This is a genomic window from Drancourtella massiliensis, from assembly GCF_016900655.1.
Lineage (GTDB): Bacteria > Bacillota > Clostridia > Lachnospirales > Lachnospiraceae > Sellimonas > Sellimonas catena.
In genome coordinates, this window is the sequence record NZ_JACJKH010000001.1 from 124,606 (window position 1) to 147,364 (window position 22,759).

Sequence of the window (22,759 nt, forward strand, 5' to 3'; positions counted from 1 at the left end):
CTTTTTTATTCCACAGAAAAGTTCTGCCGGTAAAAGGCAGGAAAGCCATGCGGGAAGAGCAGAGAAAGGAAGTAATATGGGAAGATCAGAAATCAGAGAACACATTTTCAGAATTTTATTTGGAAAGGAATTCCACACACCGGAAGAGCTTCCGGAGCAGGCGGATCTCTATATGGACCTTCTGAAGACGGAACGGGAAGTAAGAGAAGAGGATGAGGCGTATATTGAGGAAAAAAGCAGGAAAATTGAAGCGCTGATCCCGGAGATTGACGTGCTGATCAATGAACATACGACCGGATGGAAGACCGGAAGAATGAATAAAGTGGACCTGACAATTTTGCGGCTTGCAGTCTACGAGATCAAATGGGACGATGACATCCCGGTCAAGGTGGCGATCAATGAAGCGGTAGAACTTGCGAAGCGGTACAGCAGTGACGAGGGTCCGGCTTTTATCAACGGAGTTCTCGCAAAGCTGGCAGATTAACAGATGATGAAAAATATATATACCGTCAGTCAGGTTAATCAATACATCAAAAATATGTTTACCCAGGACTTTATGCTGAGCCGCATCTATGTCCGGGGCGAAGTGTCAAATTGTAAATACCATCCGAAAGGACACATTTATTTTTCTCTGAAAGATGAGTCAGGATCGATTTCCTGCATTCTGTTTGCGGGAAACCGGAAAGGACTGCCGTTTCGGATGCAGGACGGGCAGCAGGTTGCTGTGTTTGGCTCCATTTCTGTGTATGAGCGGGACGGGACCTATCAGTTGTATGCCAGGGAGATTGTCCTTGACGGTGCAGGGATTCTGGCGCAGAGATTTCAGGAGCTCAAAGAAGAGCTGGAAGAGATGGGCATGTTTGCACCGGAATATAAGCAGCCGATTCCGGCTTTTGCGAAAAAGATTGGCATTGTGACCGCGCCGTCCGGAGCAGCCGTCCGGGATATCATTCACATCGCAAAACGGAGGAATCCATACATAGAACTGATTCTCTCCCCGGCACTTGTTCAGGGAGCGGAGGCAGCGCCAAGTATTGTAAAGGCGCTTGAACGGATTCAGAAAGAGGATGTGGATGTTATTATCGTCGGAAGAGGCGGCGGATCCATGGAGGATCTGTGGGCATTTAACGAGGAAGAAGTGGCAAGAGCCATTTTTGACTGTCCGATTCCGGTGATTTCCGCGGTCGGACATGAGACAGATACGACGATTGCGGACTATGTGGCGGATTTACGCGCGCCTACGCCGTCGGCGGCCGCCGAACTGGCAGTATATGACTGCCGGGCGGTGAAAGACGAAATGGAAACGAGACGCCAGAGACTGAAGCGGGAAATCAACAGACAGACAGCCATCCGGAAGATGCGTCTTTCCCAGGAATACGAAGTGTTCCGGAGACTGCATCCGGGCACCCGGATTGCGGAAAAAAGGAAGCGTCTTGCGGATCTCGAAATGAGGATCAGAGAAGGAATGGATATAAAAATCCAGAGGCAGCGCCAGCGTCTTGCAGTGCAGATCGAGACTTTTTCCGGTCTGTCTCCAGTGAGCCGGCTCAATCAGGGCTATGCGTTTGTGCAGGATGAAACACGCCATGCGGTAAGGACGACCGGTCAGGTTCGGCAGGGAGACCGGCTGACTTTGTATGTGACAGACGGAACGATTCATACGATCGTGGAAAGGATAAAGAAGAACGACGATGGAGATCAACGAAATCTTTGAAAAACTGGATGAGATCCAGGAGAAGATGCAGTCGGAGGAAATCTCTCTGGAAGATTCCTTCCGGTATTATGCGGAAGCGATGGAGCTTTTAAAACAGTGCGATGAGCAGATCGGCACCGTGGAGAAACAGGTGCAGATGCTGGACGAGAATGGAGAAAAGCATGAGTTTGAATAGTTGGGAAAAAGAAAGAGAAAATAAAGTAAAAGAGCTGGAAGAGATCATCGTCTCCTATCTTCCGAAACAGGAAGGGTTTCAGAAGGTAATCATGGAGGCTATGGAATACAGTCTGATGGCAGGTGGAAAGCGGCTTCGTCCAATGCTGATGATGGAGACCTACCGGATGTTCGGAGGTACTTCCGACATCATCCGGCCGTTTCTTGCGGCCCAGGAGATGATTCACACCTACTCTTTGGTGCACGATGATCTCCCGGCGATGGACAATGACGAATATCGAAGAGGGCGGAAGACTACTCACATCGTCTATGGAGAGGATATGGGAATTCTGGCCGGAGATGCCCTGTTAAATTATGCCTTTGAGACAGCTTCAAAAGCTTTTGATATGAAGCCGGAGGCGTCCCGGATGATCGGGAAGGCACTGCAGGTGCTTGCAGGGAAAGCGGGAATCTACGGCATGATCGGAGGCCAGGTTGTGGATGTTGCTTCCACGGGAAGCCGGATCGGGAAAGATAAACTGGACTTTATCTATGAGCTGAAAACAGGTGCCCTGATCGAGAGCTCCATGATGATCGGAGCGATTCTTGCCGGAGCGTCCGAAGCGGAAATCCGGACGATGGAACGTATTGCGTCCAATGTGGGGATTGCGTTTCAGATTCAGGATGATATCCTGGATGTGACAAGCACGACGGATGAGCTTGGGAAACCGGTCCACAGTGACGAAAAGAACGAAAAGACAACCTATGTGACGCTGCGCGGACTTGAGAAAGCAAAAGAAGATGTGGAGCGGATTTCCCAAGAGGCGCTGACGCTTCTTTCAGGACTATCTGTGGAGAATCCATATCTGACATGGCTGATAAAGGAATTGATACATAGAAAGAAATAGTGAGGGATTTCTATGGTACTTGAGAGGATACAAAAAGAAAATGATATTCAGAACATAGCAAAAGACGAACTGCCGGTTCTCGCGCAGGAGATCCGGGAATTTCTTGTGGAGAAAATCAGCCGTACCGGCGGACATCTTGCGTCCAACCTTGGTGTGGTGGAACTGACAATCGCGATGCATCTGTGTTTCCATCTCCCGGAGGATAAGATGATCTGGGATGTGGGACACCAGTCCTACACGCACAAGATTCTGACAGGACGCCAGGAAGGTTTTGACGAGCTGAGAAAATACGGCGGAATGAGCGGATTCCCGAAACGGAATGAAAGTAAGTGTGACGCATTTAATACAGGACACAGTTCCACATCGATTTCCGCAGGACTCGGCTATGTGGAGGCACGGGATATCCGTGGAGAGGACTATTATGTGATCTCCGTCATCGGGGACGGTGCCCTGACAGGCGGAATGGCATTCGAGGCACTGAACAATGCTTCGAATCTGAAGACAAATTTTATCATTGTGCTCAACGATAATCAGATGTCGATCTCTCAGAACGTGGGCGGGATGTCCTGGTATCTGGATGAAATCCGGACGGCGGATGCCTATACGAACCTGAAGAAAAGTCTCGAAAAGGCGATTCGCAAAATTCCGTCAGGCGGCGATCAGATCATGAATCATCTGAGAAAGACAAAGAGCAGTATCAAGCAGCTGTTTGTCCCGGGAATGTTTTTTGAAGATATGGGGATCACCTATCTGGGACCGGTGGACGGGCACAATATCAAAGAACTTGTCCGTGCCTTTCATGAGGCGAAGAAGGTCCAGGGACCGGTGCTGTTACATGTTCTGACGAAAAAGGGAAAAGGATATCTTCCTGCTGAGGAGGAGCCGTCCCGGTTCCACGGTACGGAGCCCTTTGATATCCGCACAGGAAAACCTTTAAAAAAGAAAGAGAAAGACACCTATACTGATGTGTTTGCAAAAGTCATGTATGAGATGGGTGCAAAGGAGCCATCTCTTGTGGCCCTCACGGCTGCAATGGAAGACGGAACCGGCCTTGCCCCGTTCCACCGGAAATACAAGGAACGGTTTTTTGACGTGGGAATCGCAGAAGGACATGCAGTGACCTTTGCAGCAGGGCTTGCCGCAGGTGGACTCAAACCGGTGTTTGCGGTGTACTCTTCTTTCCTGCAAAGGGGCTTTGACCAGATCATTCACGATGTGGCCCTTCAGAATCTTCCGGTTGTGTTTGCCGTGGACAGAGGCGGACTGGTCGGAAGTGACGGCGAGACTCATCAGGGGATTTTTGATTTGTCCTATCTGTCCATGATTCCGAACATGACAGTGATGTCCCCGAAGAATAAATGGGAGTTTGCGGATATGATCAGGTTTGCTATCGGATTTACCAAAGGACCGGTTGCCATCCGCTATCCAAGAGGAACGGCATATGACGGATACCGGGAGTTCCGGCCGGCGATAGAATATGGAAAATCAGAAGCAGTCTTTGAGGAGGAGGACATTGCCCTGATCAGTGTCGGTCATATGTTTGAAACGGCTGCAAAAGTCCGGGAAAAGCTAAAAGAGGCGGGTCTCAATGCAAGCCTGATCAATGCCAGATTTGTAAAGCCTCTGGATGAAGAGCGGATTGCAAAGCTGGCGGAAGATCACAGACTTCTGGTAACAATTGAAGAAAATGTAGAAAGCGGCGGTTTTGGAGAACGGGTGCTGGAGTTTGCCAATCGAATGGCTCTGGATGTCCGGATCTTAAACATCACTCTTCCGGATGATTATATTGAACACGGCAGTGTGGATATGCTGAGAAAAGAGGTCATGCTGGACGAAGAATCGATTCTGAAAAAGGTTCTGACCGTCTATGCGGGTATGCAGCATGAGATAGCAATGAAAAAAGGAGACCAGTAAAAAATGAAAGAACGTCTGGACGTATTACTTGTAAAACGAAATCTGGCTGAATCCAGAGAAAAGGCAAAAGCAGTCATCATGTCCGGCAATGTTTTTGTGGACGGACAAAGGGAGGACAAGGCCGGGACAACGTTTCCGGAGGATGTCGCCATTGAGGTGCGGGGCCATGCGCTTCCCTATGTCAGCAGAGGCGGACTGAAACTGGAAAAAGCCATGAAAGAATTTGACGTGGAGCTGCAGGATAAAGTATGCACGGACGTGGGATCCTCCACCGGAGGGTTTACAGACTGTATGCTTCAGAACGGGGCAAAAAAAGTATTTGCCATTGATGTGGGGAGAGGACAGCTTGCCTGGAAACTGAGGCAGGACGAGCGGGTGGTATGCATGGAAAAGACCAATATCCGCTATGTGACGCCGGAGGATCTGGGAGAGCCGATTGACTTTTCTTCCATCGATGTATCCTTTATTTCCCTGACCAAGGTTCTTCTTCCGATTTATCAGTATCTGACGAAGGACGGAGAGATTGTGGCGCTGATCAAGCCGCAGTTTGAGGCCGGCAGGGAAAAAGTCGGCAAGAAAGGGGTCGTGCGGGAAAGAAGCACACATGAAGAAGTGATCCGGATGGTGACGGACTATGCAGCTTCCATCGGATTTACGGTGAAGGATCTGACCTTCTCCCCGATCAAAGGACCGGAGGGAAATATCGAATATCTGGTCCACTTAAAGAAAACAAATGGGGAGGAGGATCGGGATGTGCCGTCAGATGAGGCGATCAAACGTGTCGTGACAGAGGCCTTTGAGACACTGGCAAAATAGAAAGATGAAACAGATTTACATTATCACAAACAGTGGAAAAGACGAACATCATAGAGTGACAAAGCAGGCGGTGTCTTATCTGGAAAGTCATGGTGTGCGCTGCATTCTGAACCGGGAAGAGGCGGAACAGGAAACAATCGACTGCGCCCTTGTCATCGGAGGTGACGGGACATTGATTCTTGCGGCCAGAGAGCTCCTGGGACGGGATGTTCCGATTCTCGGAGTGAATATGGGAACACTTGGATATCTGACAGAAGCGGAGGTGCAGAATCTGATTCCGGCACTGGACCGGCTGCTGGCGGGAGAATATTCTGTGGAAAACAGGATGATGCTTTCGGGAACGCTTAAAGATCTGAGGACAGATACGGCACTCAACGATATAGTTGTAACAAGAAGTGAATCGCTTCATATTGTCAGGCTGAATCTATATGTGAACGGAGAGTATCTGACTTCCTATCAGGCGGATGGCCTGATTATCTCTACGCCGACCGGATCTACTGCCTACAATCTGTCGGCAGGCGGTCCGATTGTGGAGCCGACGGCATCGCTGATTTTGATTACGCCGATTTGTTCACACTCCCTGAATAACAGCAGCATTGTCGTATCGGATGCTGATCTGATTGAAGTGGAGATCGGATCCAGAAGAAACAAAGAAGAGGAAGAAGCGGTCGTGACCTTTGATGGAACCGACATTATGAGGCTGAAAACAGGAGAACGGGTGCGTATCCGAAAAGCCAAAGAAGTGACGAAACTGATCCGGTTAAGCAGGATCAGTTTCCTGGAGACACTGCGGGAAAAAATGAAAGGAAATTAGCCGAATGAAAGTAAACAGACATGCAAAGATTGTGGAATTGATCCGGAAATATGATATCGAGACACAGGAAGAGCTGGCAGAGCGCTTAAATGAGGCGGGATTCAAGGTGACACAGGCAACCGTCTCCAGAGATATCAGGGATCTGAAACTGACGAAGGTGCCGTCAGAGAACGGGAGACAGAAATATGCCCTTCTCAGGCATGATGGAAAAGAAATGAGCGAGAAGTACATCCGTATTTTACGGGATGGCTTTGCGTCAATGGATATGGCAGAAAATATTCTGGTTATCAAAACCGTGCCGGGAATGGCCATGGCTGTTGCGGCAGCCATTGACGCCATGCAGTGGCATGAGATTGCCGGATGTATTGCAGGGGATGACACGATCATGTGTGCCATCCGAAGCAGGGAAGAAACAGTGGAAGTGATGGACCGGCTCAGAGGAATGGTCATGTAACTGCAGCCGGACGGATGTGCATAGAAAATGGAGGAGACATGTTACAAAGTCTGCACGTAAAAAATCTGGCGCTGATCGAAGAGGCAGAAGTCGAATGGAAGGACGGGCTGAATATCCTGACCGGGGAGACCGGAGCGGGAAAGTCCCTTCTTCTTGGTTCAGTACATCTGGCTCTCGGAGGAAAATACAGCGCCTCCATGCTCCGGGAAGGGGCGGATTACGGACTGGTGGAAATGGTCTTTTATATCCGGGATCCGAGACAGAAAGAAAAGCTTGTAGCACTCGAAATTGAACCGGAGGACGGGATTGTGGTTCTGAGCAGAAAACTCATGGACGGAAGGAGTATCAGCAGGATCAACGGAGAGATGGTTCCCATCGGGCGGCTGAAAGCAGCAGCGGAGATCCTGATTGATATTCACGGACAGCATGAGCACCAGTCCCTGCTGTACAAGAAAAAGCATCTGGAAATTCTGGATGCCTACGCAAAGGAAGAGGCAGACCCGGTAAAGAAAAAAGTCCGGGATGCATACCGTGTATACCGGGAGGCGGTAAAGACGTTGGAAGAGGCGGACAAAGCAGAGACCGAGCGCAGGAAAGAGGCCGATTTTCTTTCCTTTGAGGCATCGGAAATCCGGGAAGCATCCCTTGTAACCGGAGAGGATGAGGAACTGGAACAGCGCTATAAAAAGATGCTCAATGCAAAGAAAATCACAGACAGCATTCAGGAAGCCTACCAGTGCACAGGGGAACTCTCCGATGTATCGGCATCCAGTCTGTTAAGCAGAGCCATCCACGCCATGTCGGAAGCATCGGCGTATGATGAACATATTAAAGAGCTTTACGGAGAACTGCTGGAGATCGACAGCCTGTTGAATGATTTCAACCGGGAACTCTCCGACTGTCAGGAAGAATTCCGCTTCTCCGAAGAAGAGTTTTATGAGACCGAAAACCGGCTCAATACGATCAATCATCTCAAAACAAAATACGGAAAGACCATTGAGGACATTCTGGCATACGCGGAAGAGACCGAAAAAAAACTCGCTGTATTGGCAGACTATGACGCATATCTGGAACAGCTTAGAAAACAGAAAGAAGAGGCACGAGAAGAGCTTCAGATCTGGACGGATCAGCTGACCCGGATCCGGAAATCCTATGCAAAAGGACTTTCCGAAGAAATCCGTCAGGGAATTCTCGACCTGAATTTCCTGAACGTTGAATTTGAGACAGAGATCCGGCCTCTTTCCGATTTCACCGAATACGGAAAAGACGAGGCGGAATTCATGATTTCCCTCAATCCGGGAGAAAAGAAAAAGCCCCTCGGCATGGTAGCATCCGGAGGAGAACTCTCCAGAATCATGCTGGCCGTCAAATCTGTACTGGCTGACAAAGATGAAGTTGAGACACTGATCTTTGACGAAATCGATACCGGAATCAGCGGCAGAACCGCACAGAAAGTATCCGAGAAAATGGCACTCCTCGGAAAACGCCATCAGGTTCTCTGCATCACCCACCTGGCCCAGATCGCAGCCATGGCAGACGCACATTACCTGATCGAAAAACAGACCGATGATCAGAAAACAACAACCGGAATCCGGCTTCTGAATGAAGACGAAGAAATCCAGGAACTCGCAAGGATTCTGGGAGGAGCCGAAATCACGCATGCAGTTCTTGCAACAGCCCGGGAAATGAAAAAGCTTGCCGGAAACATGAAAAAAACAGAATAGAATACATGGTTTTGAAAATACTAATTGGGGACGTGTTCCGATGCAAAGGAACCCGTCCCCAATGATCATTTTCAGAATATTCAGTTTTTTAGGAGGCGGCGTTATGTGGGTGAAATGGTATCGAAGGGGCGTGCTGATCGTGCTTGTGGCGTTTATGCTCCTGGGTGGGAGCTATTGTTTTCTGGAGTGGAAGCAGGGACAGTTTGAACAGGAGGTCAGTACATCGGAAATTGACGAAAATCTTGTCATTCCCGGAGGTATGCCGGTGGGGCTTTATCTGGAGACAGACGGTGTGATAGTTCTTGGGACAGAGGCTGTGGAGGATGCGGACGGGATCGCAAAGGAGCCTGCCAGACATCTGGTAAAACCGGGAGATTACATTGTAGGAGTTGATGAAAAAGAGATTGGTACGAAAAAAGAGCTTCAGGCGGCGGTGGCCCGGGAAGAAGCAAGTGAAGTTGTCCTTCATCTGCGCAGGGAGGAAGAATACCTGGATGTGAAGACCGAACTGGTTGACAGTGAAGAGGGAAAGAAACTTGGTATCTGGGTAAAGGACAATGAACAGGGGCTGGGAACGATTACCTTTCTGGACAGTCAGAGTCATTTTGGCGCGCTTGGACATGGAATCCGTGATACGGATACGAACGAACTTCTGGAAATCGGGGACGGACGCCTTTACACGACCAGCATTCAGGATATCCAGAAAGGAAAGGCGGGGGATCCGGGAGGAATGGAAGGCGTGATTGTCTACAATAATTACAATATCCTTGGATCCATCGACCAAAATACCGAGGAAGGAATTTACGGAACCGTTGACCGGATTGACGCACTGTTTTCGGATCAGGAGCCGGTTCCGGCGGCTGCAAAAAAAGAGGTTCACACCGGAGATGCCGTGATCCGGTGTGCAGTCAGCGGAGAGGTGGAAGACTACCGGATTCGTATTACAAAAATCGACTGGAATGCCAGGGAAGCAAATAAGGCATTCGTAATCGAGGTGACGGACGAAAAGCTCCTCGGCCTGACCGGCGGAATTGTGCAGGGAATGAGCGGAAGCCCGATTCTTCAGGATGGGAAACTGGTGGGGGCAGTAACCCATGTTTTTGTCCAGAACGCGGCCAGGGGGTACGGGATCTACATCGGGAATATGTTGAACCATGTCAGATAAGGAAAAAGAATGCAGGGAGATGTCGAATTGTTACGACAGCAATTTCTTGATTTGGCAAAATGTGAAATTTATAATAGTGATCGTAGCGTTTTTTAGGAAAGAATGGGAGAAAGCGGAGGTTGAAAGGAAAATGGATCAAGTAAATGTAGCGATCGCAGACGACAATGAACGAATGCTGGAACTTTTGGGAAATATTATCACATCGGACAAAGATCTTTCCCTCGTCGGCAAGGCGAACAATGGGGAAGACGTTTATCAGATTATAAAAACAAAAGAACCTGATGTCGTATTGCTGGATCTGATCATGCCGAAAGTCGACGGGTTAAGTGTGATGGACATGGTCAATAAAGACAGGACAATCCAGAAACGGCCAGATTTTATCATTGTTACAGCGGTTGGACAGGAGAAGATTACAGAAGATGCATTCCGCAAAGGTGCGGCCTACTACATTATGAAGCCATTTCGGAACGAAGTACTGATTGAGAAAATCAAAAGCACAAGATGCAAAAGACATATGGAAGCCCCTATGCAGGCGATGGAGGTACGAAAGAGAGAAGAAGACGCAAAGCCTCTGGAGACGAGGGTGACTGATATGATCCATGAGATCGGGATTCCGGCACATATCAAAGGATATCACTATCTGAGAGATGCGATTATCATGGCGGTGGAAGATATGGATGTTCTGAATGCCATTACGAAAATCCTCTATCCGACGGTAGCTAAAAAGCACCAGACAACGGCAAGCAGAGTGGAGCGGGCCATCCGCCACGCCATTGAAGTGGCATGGAGCAGGGGAAAGCTTGATGTTCTGGATGATCTGTTTGGCTATACAGTAAGCAATGGGAAAGGGAAACCGACCAATTCGGAGTTTATCGCCCTGGTAGCGGATACGATCCGATTAGAATACAAACATCGATAAATTCTTTGCAAATGCCGGAAAATGCGGTATAATAAGTCCATAGTTTATGTTTTTATTCAGGAGGAAGACTTATGAAGAAAATATTATTTGTAGCATCTGAGTCGGTTCCATTTATCAAAACAGGAGGACTGGCAGACGTTGTAGGTTCCTTACCAAAATATTTTGACAAAGAAGAGTACGATGTCAGAGTAATGCTTCCGAAATACATGTGTATGAAAGAAGAGTGGAAAGAAAAACTGACATATAAAATACATTTTTATATGGACTTAAACTGGAGAGAGCAGTATGTCGGAATTCTGGAGCTTGTTCATGAGGGCATTACTTTCTATTTCATCGATAATGAATACTATTTCAACGGATTTACTCCGTACGGCGATACGAAATGGGATATTGAGAAGTTCGCGTTCTTCTCAAAGGCAGCATTAAGCGCCCTTCCGCTGATTGATTTCCGTCCGGATATCATTCACTGCCATGACTGGCAGACAGGACTTGTTCCGGTTTATCTGGACAATTTCCGGTACGGCAACGAATTCTTCCGCGGCATCAAGACGGTGATGACGATTCACAACCTCAAGTTCCAGGGAATCTGGGATACGAAGACGGTGAAGGACATCACAGGACTTCCGGCATATTATTTCGCGCCGGACAAGCTGGAAGCATACAAAGATGCCAACCTGTTAAAAGGCGGTATCGTTTATGCGGACAAGGTGACGACCGTCAGCAATTCCTATGCAGAAGAGATCAAGCAGCCGTTCTACGGAGAGCGCCTGGACGGACTGATGAATGCAAGATCCAACTGTCTGTCCGGTATCGTAAATGGTCTTGATTATAATGAGTGGAATCCGGCGACGGACCCGATGATCGAGTACCACTACGATGTGACGAATTTCCGCAAGGAAAAGGTAAAGAATAAACTTGCGCTTCAGGAGGCACTTGGACTGAATCAGGATAAGAAAACCATGATGATCGGTATCGTATCCCGTCTGACTGACCAGAAGGGATTTGATCTGATTGCGTATGTGATGGATGAGCTCTGTCAGGATGCGGTTCAGATCGTGGCTCTTGGAACAGGAGAAGAGCGTTACGAAAATATGTTCCGCCACTTTGCATGGAAATATCAGGGTAAAGTATCGGCAAATATTTATTATTCTGAGCCGATTTCCCATAAGATTTATGCATCCTGTGATGCCTTTTTGATGCCGTCTCTCTTCGAGCCGTGCGGACTGAGCCAGCTGATGAGTCTGCGCTACGGTACCGTACCGATTGTCAGAGAGACCGGAGGATTGAAAGATACGGTAGAGCCGTACAATGAATTTGAAAAGACAGGGACCGGTTTCAGCTTTGCAAACTACAATGCCCATGAGATGCTTGCAACCATCCGGTACGCGGAGAAGATTTATTATGACAAACGCCGTGACTGGAACAAGATCGTAGAGCAGGGCATGAAGAAAGACTTCTCCTGGAAGAATTCCGCAAGGCAGTACGAAGAACTTTATGAGAGCCTGTAAAGAATAAAACATAGACAGCTTAGGAGTACAACATGAAAATAAGAGAAAAATTACAATCAGGAAAAGTACATATTTCCTTTGAGGTGTTTCCACCGAAGACGGATGACAAATATGAGAGCGTCCTGAAGGCGGTGGACGAGATTGCGACAGTCAAGCCGTCCTTCATCAGCGTCACCTACGGCGCCGGCGGCGGCACAAGCAAGAATACGGTGGGTATCGCATCCCACATTCAGAACGATCTGAAGGTGCCAAGCCTTGCGCACCTGACCTGCGTCTCTTCTACGAAAGCAGAAGTGCGGGAAGTGATCAAAAAATTAAAAGAAGAAGGCATTGAAAATGTGCTGGCTCTTCGGGGCGACATTCCGGAGGGAATGGAGTACCCGGCGGAGGACAAGTTCCAGCATGCCATCGGGCTGATCGAGCTTCTGAAAGAGAGCGGGGATTTCTGCCTTGGCGGAGCCTGCTATCCGGAAGGTCATGTGGAGAGCGCGACTCAGAAGGAGGATATCCGCCACCTGAAAGAAAAGGTGGACTGCGGGCTGGATTTCCTGACGACCCAGATGTTTTTTGACAATCATATCTTATACAACTTCCTGTATAAGATCCGGGAGGCAGGAATCACGGTTCCGGTGCTTCCGGGCATCATGCCGGTCACAAACAAAAGCCAGATCAAGAGGATCTGTTCACTGTCCGGAACTTATCTGCCGGAACGGTTCAAAGCAGTGGTAGACCGGTTCGGGGACAACCCGAAAGCAATGCGTCAGGCAGGCGTTGCATACGCGACGGATCAGGTGATCGATCTGATTGCAAACGGAATCAATAATATCCACATTTATTCCATGAACAAGCCGGAGGTTGCAAGGGCGATCATGGAGAATCTATCGGAGATTGTAGATGAATAGAAAGATAAGGGAGGCTGTCCGTTATCTGGGATATGGAAGACATGCGATAGATGAACAGACACTTGCTTTGGTGGAAAGCTCCATGGAGGAGCTTTCTTCCGGGGTAAGAGAGCGATTCATCTATCGCATTTTTGAATTATCTCAGGAGGGGGAGACCTTGAAAATCGGAGATTGGGAAATCAAAAGCAGAAGCCTTTCTAAAAACATGAAAGGATGCAGACAGGCAGCAGTGTTTGCGGCGACTCTTGGGCCGGAAGCTGACCAGATGATCCGCAGGGCTTCTGTGACGGAGATGGCAAAAGCAGTTGTCCTGCAGGCCTGTGCAGCAGCGCTTCTGGAGGAGTACTGTGACAGCTGTCAGGATCGGATCGCGCAGGAAATGGCAGAAGAAGGAAAATACCTCCGTCCAAGATTCAGCCCTGGATATGGAGATTTTGATATCTGCCATCAGGAGATGCTTTTGAAGATTCTGCAGGCGGACAAGACCATCGGTCTTACGATGACAAAAAGTTTCATGCTGACGCCCACCAAATCGGTGACAGCACTGATCGGAATCAGTATGGAGCAGACGCCCTGTCACAGGCAGGGGTGCGAGGTCTGTGAAAAGACAGACTGCGCATACAGAAGAGACAGCAAGTAAGAAGGAGTGACCAGATATGAGAGAGCGGCTTGGAAAAGAGCTCCTGTTTTTAGACGGTGGAATGGGGACACTTTTGCAGGAGAGAGGTTTAAAGCCCGGAGAGCTTCCGGAGACATGGAATCTGAAGAGAAAGGAAGAGATTATCGAGATCCACAGACAGTATTATGAGGCCGGGAGCGACATCGTGCTGTCCAATACTTTTGGGGCCAATGCGCTGAAATTTCATGACGAGGACTGTTCTCTGCGGGAGATTATCTTTGCTGCGGTAGACAATGTCAAGACCGCCAGAGCTTTGGCCGGAAAGGATGACGGCAGACATTACGCGGCGCTGGATATCGGGCCGACGGGAAAGCTGCTTGAGCCAATGGGAGATTTGTCCTTTGACGAGGCTTACGAAGCCTTTGCTCAGGCGGCCCGTTATGGAGCTGAGGCAGGGGCGGATCTGATTCACATCGAAACCATGAGCGATACGTACGAAGTCAAGGCTGCAGTTCTTGCGGCAAAAGAGCAGACCGGTATTCCGGTGTTTGCGACATTGATTTTTGATGAAAGAGGAAAACTGCTGACCGGGGGCGATGTGACGGGGACAGTGGCCATGCTGGAAGGACTCGGCGTGGATGCTCTTGGAATCAACTGCGGACTGGGACCGGAGCAGATGCTTCCGATTTTAAAGGAGATCTGCCGACATGCCAGTGTTCCGGTGATTGTAAAGCCGAATGCGGGTCTTCCAAAGCAGAGAGACGGAAAGACATGCTACGATGTGACGCCGGAGATTTTTGCGGGATGGATGAAGCAGCTTGTGGAGACCGGAGCCTGCATCATTGGTGGATGCTGTGGTACGACCCCGGCTCATATCCGGGCCATGACAAAGGCATGCAGGGGTATGCAGATCCAGGTTCCAACGGAAAAAACGGAGACGATTGTTTCCTCCTACGGACAGGCTGTGGTACTTGGCGACTGCCCGGTGATTATTGGAGAGCGGATCAATCCGACCGGAAAGAAACGCTTCAAACAGGCGTTAAAAGAGCATGATATTGATTATATTTTAAAGGAAGGCATCTGCCAGCAGGAGCAGGGAGCCCATATTCTGGACGTCAATGTGGGCCTGCCGGATATTGATGAGCCGGCCATGATGGAGGAAGTTGTAAAGGAGCTTCAGGGCATTACGAGCCTGCCGCTGCAGATTGATACGGTGGATCAAAGAGCCATGGAGCGCGCCATGCGGATTTATAATGGAAAGCCGATGGTCAATTCCGTCAGCGGAAAACAGGAATCCATGGCCATGGTCTTCCCGCTTGTGAAAAAATACGGCGGTGTGGTGATCGGCCTTGCACTGGATGAAAACGGAATTCCAAAGACCGCCGAAGGACGTGTGGAAGTAGCCGGAAAGATTATCCGGGAGGCTGCAAAGTACGGAATCAGGCCGAAAGACATTGTCATTGATGTGCTGACCATGACTATCAGTTCCGAGCCGGAAGGAGCCATCACGGTGCTTCAGGCACTGGAGATGGTACGGAAGAAATACCATGTCCGCACGGTGCTTGGCGTGTCCAATATTTCCTTCGGGCTTCCGTACCGCCCGGCAGTAAACTCCGTCTTTTATGCCCTTGCCATGCAGAAAGGCCTGACCGCGGGCATCATCAATCCGGGATCCGAAGAGATGATGAAGGCCTACCGTTCCTATCTAGCGTTGATGAACTTTGATAAAAACTGTGAAGCGTATATTGCGGCGTATGCAGATTATAAACCGGCCGGACCGGCCCGGACAGGCAGTCCGGCATCCGGGAAGACAGACAGTGCCGGCGGTGCTTCCGGAACTGGAAACGACCGGAAAACCGGGGAGATGGATCTGCGTTACACCATTGAGCGGGGGCTGAAAGAGGAATCAGGCCGTCTGGCAAAAGCCCTTGCAGAGACGGAGGAGCCTCTTTCCATTATCAATCAGCATCTGATTCCGGCCCTTGACACGGTGGGAAAACGGTTTGAGCAGGGAACGCTGTTCCTTCCGCAGCTTTTGATGAGTGCGGATGCGGCGAAAGAGGCCTTTGCGGTACTCAAGGATACGATGGAACAAAGCGGCATTGTACAGGAGAAAAACGGAAAAATCATTCTTGCCACGGTCAAGGGCGACATCCACGATATTGGGAAAAATATCGTCAAAGTGCTGCTGGAAAATTACGGATTTGATGTGATTGACCTGGGAAAAGACGTGGATCCGGAGCGGATCGTGGAAACAGCGGTCAAAGAGGACATCCGCCTGGTGGGATTAAGCGCTCTGATGACAACGACCGTGGTCAATATGGAGGAAACCATCCGGCTGCTCCGAAAAGAAAAGCCGGACTGCCAGGTTATGGTGGGCGGAGCGGTGCTCAATCAGGAGTATGCAGACATGATCGGAGCGGATTTTTACGGGAAAGACGCCATGCAGTCCGTCCATTTTGCGCAGAAAGTCCTGCATTCCGGGGAGAAGGAATCTTGACACCTTCCGTGCAATCCAGTATGATTAATAAGATAAGCAAAAGAAGAGAGAACGCTTGAAATATACAATGAGGAGGCAGACAGCGTCATGCAGACTTATGGAGTCAATGAGTTAAGAAAGATGTTCCTGGACTTTTTCGAGAGCAAAGAACATCTCGTTCACAAAAGTTTTTCCCTGGTGCCGCACAACGATAAGAGTTTGTTGCTCATCAATTCCGGGATGGCACCATTAAAACCATACTTTACCGGACAGGAGATTCCGCCGAGAAGACGGATGGCTACATGCCAGAAATGTATCCGTACCGGTGATATCGAAAACGTAGGAAAGACCGCAAGACACGGTACCTTTTTCGAGATGCTCGGAAACTTTTCCTTCGGAGATTATTTTAAAAGAGAGGCGATCCACTGGTCCTGGGAATTCCTGACCGAAGTGGTAGGACTTGATCCAAACCGCCTGTATCCGTCCGTTTACGTGGATGATCAGGAAGCCTTTGATATCTGGAACAAGGAGATGGGCATCCCGGCAGACCGGATTTACAAGTTTGGAAAAGAAGACAATTTCTGGGAGCACGGTTCCGGACCTTGCGGACCATGTTCCGAGATCTACTATGACCGCGGTGAAAAATACGGCTGCGGCAAACCGGACTGTACAGTAGGCTGTGAGTGCGACCGTTACATGGAAATCTGGAACAACGTATTCACCCAGTTTGATAACGACGGACACGGCAATTACAGCGAACTGGAACAGAAGAATATCGATACCGGAATGGGACTGGAGCGTCTGGCAAGTGTTGTACAGGACGTGGATTCCATTTTTGATATTGATACAATGAAAGCGCTCCGTGACCATGTATGCCGGATTGCGGGCGTGACTTACAAAGAGGATGAGAAGACGGATATTTCCATCCGTGTCATCACAGACCATATCCGTTCCGTGACATTTATGATTTCCGACGGAATCATGCCGTCCAACGAGGGAAGAGGCTACGTGCTTCGACGTCTCCTGCGCCGCGCATGCCGTCACGGAAGAATTCTGAATATCGAAGGAAAATTCTTGTCCGGTCTTTGCGAGACGGTAATCGCCGGATCCAAAGACGGGTATCCGGAACTGGAAGAAAAGAGAGATTTCATTCTCAATGTCATCAGTAAAGAGGAAGACCAGTTTAATAAAACCATCGACCAGGGTCTCGGCATCCTTGCAGAGATGGAAGCAGAGATGAACGAAAAAGGAGAGAAGATTCTTTCCGGAGACAATGCGTTCAAGCTCTACGACACATATGGATTCCCGCTGGATCTGACAAAAGAGATCCTGGAAGAAAAGGGAATTTCCGTAGATGAGGAAGGATTCCAGAAAGCCATGCAGGTACAGCGGGAGACCGCACGTGCAGCAAGAGGCGTAACAAACTATATGGGAGCAGACGTGACTGTTTATGAGTCCATCGACCCGTCTGTGACATCGACTTTTGTTGGATATGAGACACTGACACACAGCTCCAGGGTAACGGTGCTGACGACAGAGAACGAACTGACTGAGGCGCTGACCGAAGGCGTGGAAGGTACGATTTTCGTAGAAGAGACTCCGTTTTATGCAACAAGCGGTGGACAGAATGCAGACAAAGGTGTGATTACTTCCGAAGATGGAAGCTTTGAATTCGTAGTAAAAGATGTGAAGAAACTTCTGGGCGGAAAGATCGCGCATATTGGATATACAGTAAAAGGCATGATCCGTACCGGAGAGACGGTTGTGCTGAAAGTCGATGAGGAGAACAGAAGACTCTCCGCAAGAAACCACAGTGCGACTCATCTGCTTCAGAAAGCACTGCGTACCGTACTTGGAACGCACGTAGAGCAGGCTGGTTCCTACGTGGATGCGGCAAGACTTCGTTTTGACTTTACCCATTTCTCCGCACTGACGCCGGAAGAAATCAAAAACGTAGAAGATATCGTAAACAAGGCCATTGCTGATGCACTTCCGGTGAAGGTAGAAAACCTTCCGATCGAAGAGGCCAAAAAGACAGGGGCGCAGGCTTTGTTTGGTGAAAAGTACGGCGATATCGTCCGCGTTGTCAGCATGGGAGAATTCTCCAAGGAATTTTGCGGTGGAACACACGTGGACAATACTGCATCCATCGGATCCTTCAAGATTGTTTCCGAAGCAGGTGTGGCAGCAGGTGTGCGCCGTATCGAGGCACTGACTTCCAAAGGACTGATGGAATACTATGCAAATCTGGAAATGATTCTTCATGAGGCTTCCAGGGCTTTGAAGACGACACCGGATCATCTGGAAGAGAAGATCAGCCATCTGCAGGCAGAGAACAAAGAGCTTAGAAGCGAAGTGGAAAGCCTGAAGAGCAAACTGGCAAAGGATGCCATGGGAGATGTCACAGATCAGGCAGAAGTGATCGATGGAATTTCCGTGATCGCAACAAAAGTCGAAGGTGTAGACATGAACGGACTGCGTGATCTCGGCGATCAGTTAAAGGAAAAAGTCGGTGAAGGCGTCATCGTGATCGCATCTGTGACAGACGGAAAAGTCAGCCTGATGGCGACGGCGACAGACGGCGCGGTGAAGAAAGGCGCCCATGCAGGAAACCTGATCAAAGCCATCGCAGGACTGGTCGGCGGAGGCGGCGGCGGACGCCCGAACATGGCACAGGCCGGCGGCAAGAATCCGGATGGCGTGGATGCTGCACTGGAAAAAGCAAGAGAAACCGCAAAGGAACAGCTGGCATAATCCCGCAAAAGCGCGCACAAAGATGCGAAAAACTCCTTGACGGATAAAGAAAATATGGTATAATACTTGTAGTGCAATAAAATACCCGAACAGTCGTATGATGCACAATACAGGACTGGAGGGGAGGTTAGGTGTGAGACTATGTCAAATGTAATCGTTAAAGAAAACGAAAGTTTAGACAGCGCTTTACGCAGATTCAAACGTAACTGCGCAAAAGCTGGTATCCAGCAGGAGATTCGTAAGAGAGAACATTACGAAAAACCAAGCGTAAGACGTAAAAAGAAATCTGAGGCTGCTAGAAAACGTAAATATAACTAAGATGTGCAGAGACAGGATGCCGGAAGGCATCCTGTTTTTTTCTATGTTTACAGAAAACTTCGGACGTGCTACGATAGGAAAAGATGAGCCAAAAGGAAGGAAGACAGGATGAATATGATTTTGATTGTGGAAGATGATGTCAATATCAATGAGATGCTGAAAGAAGCGCTGGAAAAGGAAGGATACCGCTGCGTACAGGCATTTTCCGGGACAGAAGGGAGATTTGTGCTTTCGCAGGAACGGCCGGATCTGGTCCTTCTGGATCTGATGCTGCCGGGCATGTCCGGGGAGGCGCTTCTGAAAGAGATCCGTGCAAAAGGGGCCATTCCGGTTATTGTTCTTTCTGCAAAAGATGAGATGGACGATAAGGTGGATGTTCTCCTTGGCGGCGCGGATGATTATGTGGTCAAACCTTTTGAGATCCGGGAAGTGCTGGCAAGAGTCCAGGTACAGCTCAGAAAAAGTTCCGGGGCCAAAGAAACGAAAGTGCTGGAGCACAATGGACTTCTCCTTGACCGTGAGGAGCACCAGATCTACGTAGACGGGGTGCGTCTGGAAGGAGTGACCAGGCAGGAGTTTTTGATTCTGGAACTGTTTCTTAGCTGGCCCAAAAAAGTATTCAGCAAGGAAGAGATTTTTGAGGCGGCGTGGGAGGAGCCGTTTATGGGTGAAACGAAGGCCATTGATGTGCATATCAGCAATATCAGGAAGAAACTAAAAACAGTATCGGACCGGTCGTTTATCGATACAGTATGGGGAATCGGCTATACACTTTCCAGATGAGATCTTTACGAAGTCTTTACTTTTTATTTGCGAAGGATTTGGAAAGAGAGTGTAAGATGAAAGCAAATAAAAAAAGGAGATGAATAAAAGTGAATCAGACGATAGTCAGAACCCAGGGACTTACAAAACAATACGGGCATCACAGGGCGGTCAGCCGGATCAGCATGCATGTCCGGAAAGGGGCGGTATACGGACTGATCGGACGAAACGGCGCCGGGAAGACAACGTTTTTAAAAATGCTTGCCGGACTTGCATCGCCAAGCAGCGGTGAGATCGAGATATTCGGGCTGAGGGGAAAAGAACTTGCAAATGTACGGTCCCGGATCGGGTGCCTGATCGAGGCACCGGGGATTTACGGAAATTTAAGCGCCTATGATAATCTGGACCTGAAATGCCGTTTTTTCGGAATTCATAAAAAAGGATACATTGAGGAGATTCTGAAAATTGTAGGCCTTTCAGACACGGGAAAGAAAAAAACGAAGCACTTTTCCCTCGGGATGAAACAGAGACTTGGAATCGGCCTTGCTCTGGTAGGCGAGCCGGACCTGCTGCTGCTCGACGAACCGATTAACGGACTGGACCCGCAGGGAATTGTGGAGATCAGAGATACCATCCTGAAACTGAATAAAGAGAAAAATATGACGATTGTGATTTCCAGCCATATTCTGGAGGAACTCTCAAAGATTGCGACGGATTATGGCATTATCCATCACGGGGAACTGATCGAGGAGATTACAAGGGAAGAACTGATGGAGCGCTGCGGCGAGCGGATTGAGATTGCTACGGGAGTGCCGGAACAGATTGTGCCGATACTGGACCGGCTTGGAATTCAGCAGTATCAGATCGTGGATTCCGGCCATGTGTGGGTCTTTGAGAAGATGGACCGGAGCGCATGGTTAAACAGGGAGCTGATTCGTGCCGGGGCGGATATCCGGGAATTGAAGGTGTGCAGCGAGAAGCTGGAGAATTATTATCTGAATCTGACAGGAGGTGCCGGTCATGCTGAATATCATTAAAATGGACTTTTACCGGATGCTGAAATCAAAAAGCCAGTACATTCTCTGGATCTTACTTACCGTGATGCTGGTTCTCACCACTGCATCCATGCGGGAAGAATATAAGGATCCACAGGCAAGTGCCAATAACTGGGAGACGATGCAGGAAGGAGTAGAAGATACGGCGGAAAATCTTGGCATGTATGTGACAGTGCCGACAGAACCGGGGCAGAAAGCAACGCTTTATGACATGTTTTATGCCAACACGCAGGGGAAAGTGGAAGCGATTTTTATCGTCATTTTTGCCGTTCTCTTTGCAACGGCAGATATTCGGAGCGGATACATTAAAAACATTGGAGGACAGTGCAGGAGGCGGTCGGATCTGGTGATTTCCAAGGCAGTGATTTTATTTTTCTATACGGTACTGACCTTTTTGCTTACTTTGGCAGTTCAGGATTTCTGTAATGCAGTATTTTACGGATATCTGGAGATCGGTCCGGTATCGGAGTTCCTCGGATATATCGGAACCCAGCTGCTGCTGCACTATGCACTGGCTCTGATTGTGATGGGAATTTCGATCCTTATTCTCAATAATATTATCAGCATGACGCTGGCGATCATGCTCTGCATGAATATGACGGTCCTGCTCTGGGGAATGGTCGGAAGAGGACTTCAATCAGTCTTTGACAGGACAGTGGACGTTCTTTCTTACACGGTAACGGGATCGATCAGTATACTGCAGCTTCACGGAGATCCGGATCTCCTGATTAAGGCAGCCCTGGTGGCGATTGTCTACGGTACAGTCTTCACTGTAGTCAGTGCCATTGTATTTCAAAGAAGGGACATCAGATAAATGGAATGGATCATTGGAATTCTTGCGGCCCTGGTGGCTGTACTTCTTATCATACTGGCAGTATACAAGCGGCAGATACGGGATATCTGCCGCCAGCTGGCGTTTCTGAAAGAATATGACAGCAATCTTCTGATTACAAGGCAGATGGATGCTTTCAGCATCCGGGAACTGACAGATGAACTGAATGAAATGCTGGAACTGCAGAGAGAGCAGCGGCGGAGATATCTGAAAAAAGAGCAGGATATTTCCGATGCTTATACGAATCTTTCCCACGATATCCGGACCCCTTTGACTTCGCTTGATGGATATTTCCAGCTGTTAAGAGACAGCAAAGAGCAGAAAGAACGGGAACGGTATCTAAAAGTGATTCAGGAGCGGATTGTAAGCCTGAAAGAAATGCTGGAAGAGTTGTTCACCTATACAAAACTGAAAAATGAGACCTATGAGCTGAAACTGGAGCCCCTTTATCTGAACCGGATTTTGACCGAGACGGCGTTTTCTTATTATGATGTCTGGGTGGAAAGAGGCATGGAACCGGAGATTGATCTTACCGAGGAGCAGCTGCAGATCGAAGGAAACGAAGCGGGGCTTCGCCGGACGCTCCAGAATATTATCAAAAATGGTCTCGATCATGGAGAGGGGAAGATGAAATTCTCCATGTTCAGGAAAGAGGGTTGGGCTGTGGTGGAGTGTGCCAACTATACGGCCAGGCCGGATGAAATTGATGTAGAAAAAGTATTTGAACGGTTTTATAAGGCGGACGAGGCAAGAAGCAGGACCGCTTCCTCCGGCCTTGGACTTTCCATTGCAAAGGAATTTACTGTACGGATGCACGGAGAGATCCGGGCCTGGCTGAAGGGGAACTGGTTTACGATTCAGCTTCGATTTCCGCTCCTTTCTTGATGGGACAGACATATTTTGGCAGGCAGAATCCTACAATGTAATAAATGCCAGATGAAGAGGTAAG

At 48.9% G+C, this 22,759-nt stretch carries 21 protein-coding genes; all 21 read left to right on the plus strand.

The window, feature by feature from the left end:
- The first annotated feature begins 76 nt into the window (after positions 1-76).
- A complete protein-coding gene (gene nusB, locus H6A32_RS00625; protein ID WP_087167317.1) occupies positions 77-484 on the plus strand; it encodes a transcription antitermination factor NusB in 408 nt (135 codons plus the stop codon).
- Positions 485-487: 3 nt separating this feature from the next.
- Positions 488-1,714: an exodeoxyribonuclease VII large subunit gene (xseA, locus tag H6A32_RS00630; protein ID WP_087252887.1), complete on the plus strand. Its 1,227-nt coding sequence runs from the start codon at positions 488-490 to the stop codon at positions 1,712-1,714.
- A complete protein-coding gene (xseB, locus tag H6A32_RS00635; protein WP_087167315.1) occupies positions 1,692-1,889 on the plus strand; it encodes an exodeoxyribonuclease VII small subunit in 198 nt (65 codons plus the stop codon). The genes xseA and xseB overlap by 23 nt, the downstream gene beginning before the upstream one ends.
- The gene (locus tag H6A32_RS00640; RefSeq protein WP_087167314.1) at positions 1,876-2,775 is read left to right on the plus strand and encodes a polyprenyl synthetase family protein; all 900 of its coding nucleotides are present in this window, start codon (positions 1,876-1,878) and stop codon (positions 2,773-2,775) included. Before xseB ends, H6A32_RS00640 begins: the two co-directional genes overlap by 14 nt.
- Positions 2,776-2,787: 12 nt before the next feature.
- The gene (gene dxs / locus H6A32_RS00645; RefSeq protein ID WP_204863510.1) at positions 2,788-4,689 is read left to right on the plus strand and encodes a 1-deoxy-D-xylulose-5-phosphate synthase; all 1,902 of its coding nucleotides are present in this window, start codon (positions 2,788-2,790) and stop codon (positions 4,687-4,689) included.
- A 3-nt stretch (positions 4,690-4,692) separates the two neighbouring features.
- Positions 4,693-5,505, plus strand: coding sequence for a TlyA family RNA methyltransferase (locus H6A32_RS00650; RefSeq protein ID WP_087167312.1), 813 nt, complete (start codon positions 4,693-4,695; stop codon positions 5,503-5,505).
- Positions 5,506-5,509: 4 nt separating this feature from the next.
- Entirely contained in the window at positions 5,510-6,319 is an 810-nt protein-coding gene (locus H6A32_RS00655; RefSeq protein ID WP_087167311.1) for an NAD(+)/NADH kinase, read from the plus strand.
- 4 nt (positions 6,320-6,323) lie between these two features.
- Positions 6,324-6,773, plus strand: a complete 450-nt coding sequence (gene argR / locus H6A32_RS00660) for an arginine repressor (protein WP_087167310.1) — start codon at positions 6,324-6,326, stop codon at positions 6,771-6,773.
- A gap of 38 nt (positions 6,774-6,811) precedes the next feature.
- Positions 6,812-8,497: a DNA repair protein RecN gene (gene recN / locus H6A32_RS00665; protein WP_087252883.1), complete on the plus strand. Its 1,686-nt coding sequence runs from the start codon at positions 6,812-6,814 to the stop codon at positions 8,495-8,497.
- Positions 8,498-8,600: 103 nt separating this feature from the next.
- On the plus strand, positions 8,601-9,662 hold the full coding sequence (locus H6A32_RS00670; RefSeq protein WP_204863511.1) for a SpoIVB peptidase S55 domain-containing protein: 1,062 nt from the start codon (positions 8,601-8,603) through the stop codon (positions 9,660-9,662).
- A 130-nt stretch (positions 9,663-9,792) separates the two neighbouring features.
- Positions 9,793-10,581 carry a sporulation transcription factor Spo0A gene (gene spo0A / locus H6A32_RS00675; protein WP_087167511.1) on the plus strand — a complete coding sequence of 263 codons (789 nt, stop codon included), beginning with the start codon at positions 9,793-9,795 and terminating at the stop codon, positions 10,579-10,581.
- Between the two features lie 71 nt (positions 10,582-10,652).
- Entirely contained in the window at positions 10,653-12,089 is a 1,437-nt protein-coding gene (glgA, locus tag H6A32_RS00680) for a glycogen synthase GlgA (protein ID WP_138372867.1), read from the plus strand.
- 32 nt (positions 12,090-12,121) lie between these two features.
- Positions 12,122-12,991 (plus strand): methylenetetrahydrofolate reductase [NAD(P)H], encoded by an 870-nt coding sequence (gene metF, locus H6A32_RS00685; protein WP_138372868.1) that lies wholly within the window; start codon positions 12,122-12,124, stop codon positions 12,989-12,991.
- Positions 12,984-13,631: a vitamin B12 dependent-methionine synthase activation domain-containing protein gene (locus H6A32_RS00690; RefSeq protein ID WP_204863512.1), complete on the plus strand. Its 648-nt coding sequence runs from the start codon at positions 12,984-12,986 to the stop codon at positions 13,629-13,631. The genes metF and H6A32_RS00690 overlap by 8 nt, the downstream gene beginning before the upstream one ends.
- A gap of 16 nt (positions 13,632-13,647) precedes the next feature.
- The gene (locus H6A32_RS00695; protein WP_204863513.1) at positions 13,648-16,110 is read left to right on the plus strand and encodes a homocysteine S-methyltransferase family protein; all 2,463 of its coding nucleotides are present in this window, start codon (positions 13,648-13,650) and stop codon (positions 16,108-16,110) included.
- A gap of 87 nt (positions 16,111-16,197) precedes the next feature.
- A complete protein-coding gene (alaS, locus tag H6A32_RS00700) occupies positions 16,198-18,843 on the plus strand; it encodes an alanine--tRNA ligase (RefSeq protein WP_204863514.1) in 2,646 nt (881 codons plus the stop codon).
- Between the two features lie 141 nt (positions 18,844-18,984).
- On the plus strand, positions 18,985-19,161 hold the full coding sequence (gene rpsU, locus H6A32_RS00705) for a 30S ribosomal protein S21 (RefSeq protein ID WP_005603101.1): 177 nt from the start codon (positions 18,985-18,987) through the stop codon (positions 19,159-19,161).
- A 108-nt stretch (positions 19,162-19,269) separates the two neighbouring features.
- Complete coding sequence (locus tag H6A32_RS00710) at positions 19,270-19,944, plus strand: response regulator transcription factor (protein WP_087167302.1); 675 nt, start codon at positions 19,270-19,272, stop codon at positions 19,942-19,944.
- Positions 19,945-20,033: 89 nt separating this feature from the next.
- Complete coding sequence (locus H6A32_RS00715) at positions 20,034-20,960, plus strand: ABC transporter ATP-binding protein (protein WP_204863515.1); 927 nt, start codon at positions 20,034-20,036, stop codon at positions 20,958-20,960.
- The gene (locus H6A32_RS00720; RefSeq protein WP_204863516.1) at positions 20,944-21,792 is read left to right on the plus strand and encodes an ABC transporter permease; all 849 of its coding nucleotides are present in this window, start codon (positions 20,944-20,946) and stop codon (positions 21,790-21,792) included. Before H6A32_RS00715 ends, H6A32_RS00720 begins: the two co-directional genes overlap by 17 nt.
- Entirely contained in the window at positions 21,793-22,695 is a 903-nt protein-coding gene (locus tag H6A32_RS00725; RefSeq protein ID WP_204863517.1) for a sensor histidine kinase, read from the plus strand.
- The last annotated feature ends 64 nt before the right edge of the window (positions 22,696-22,759 follow it).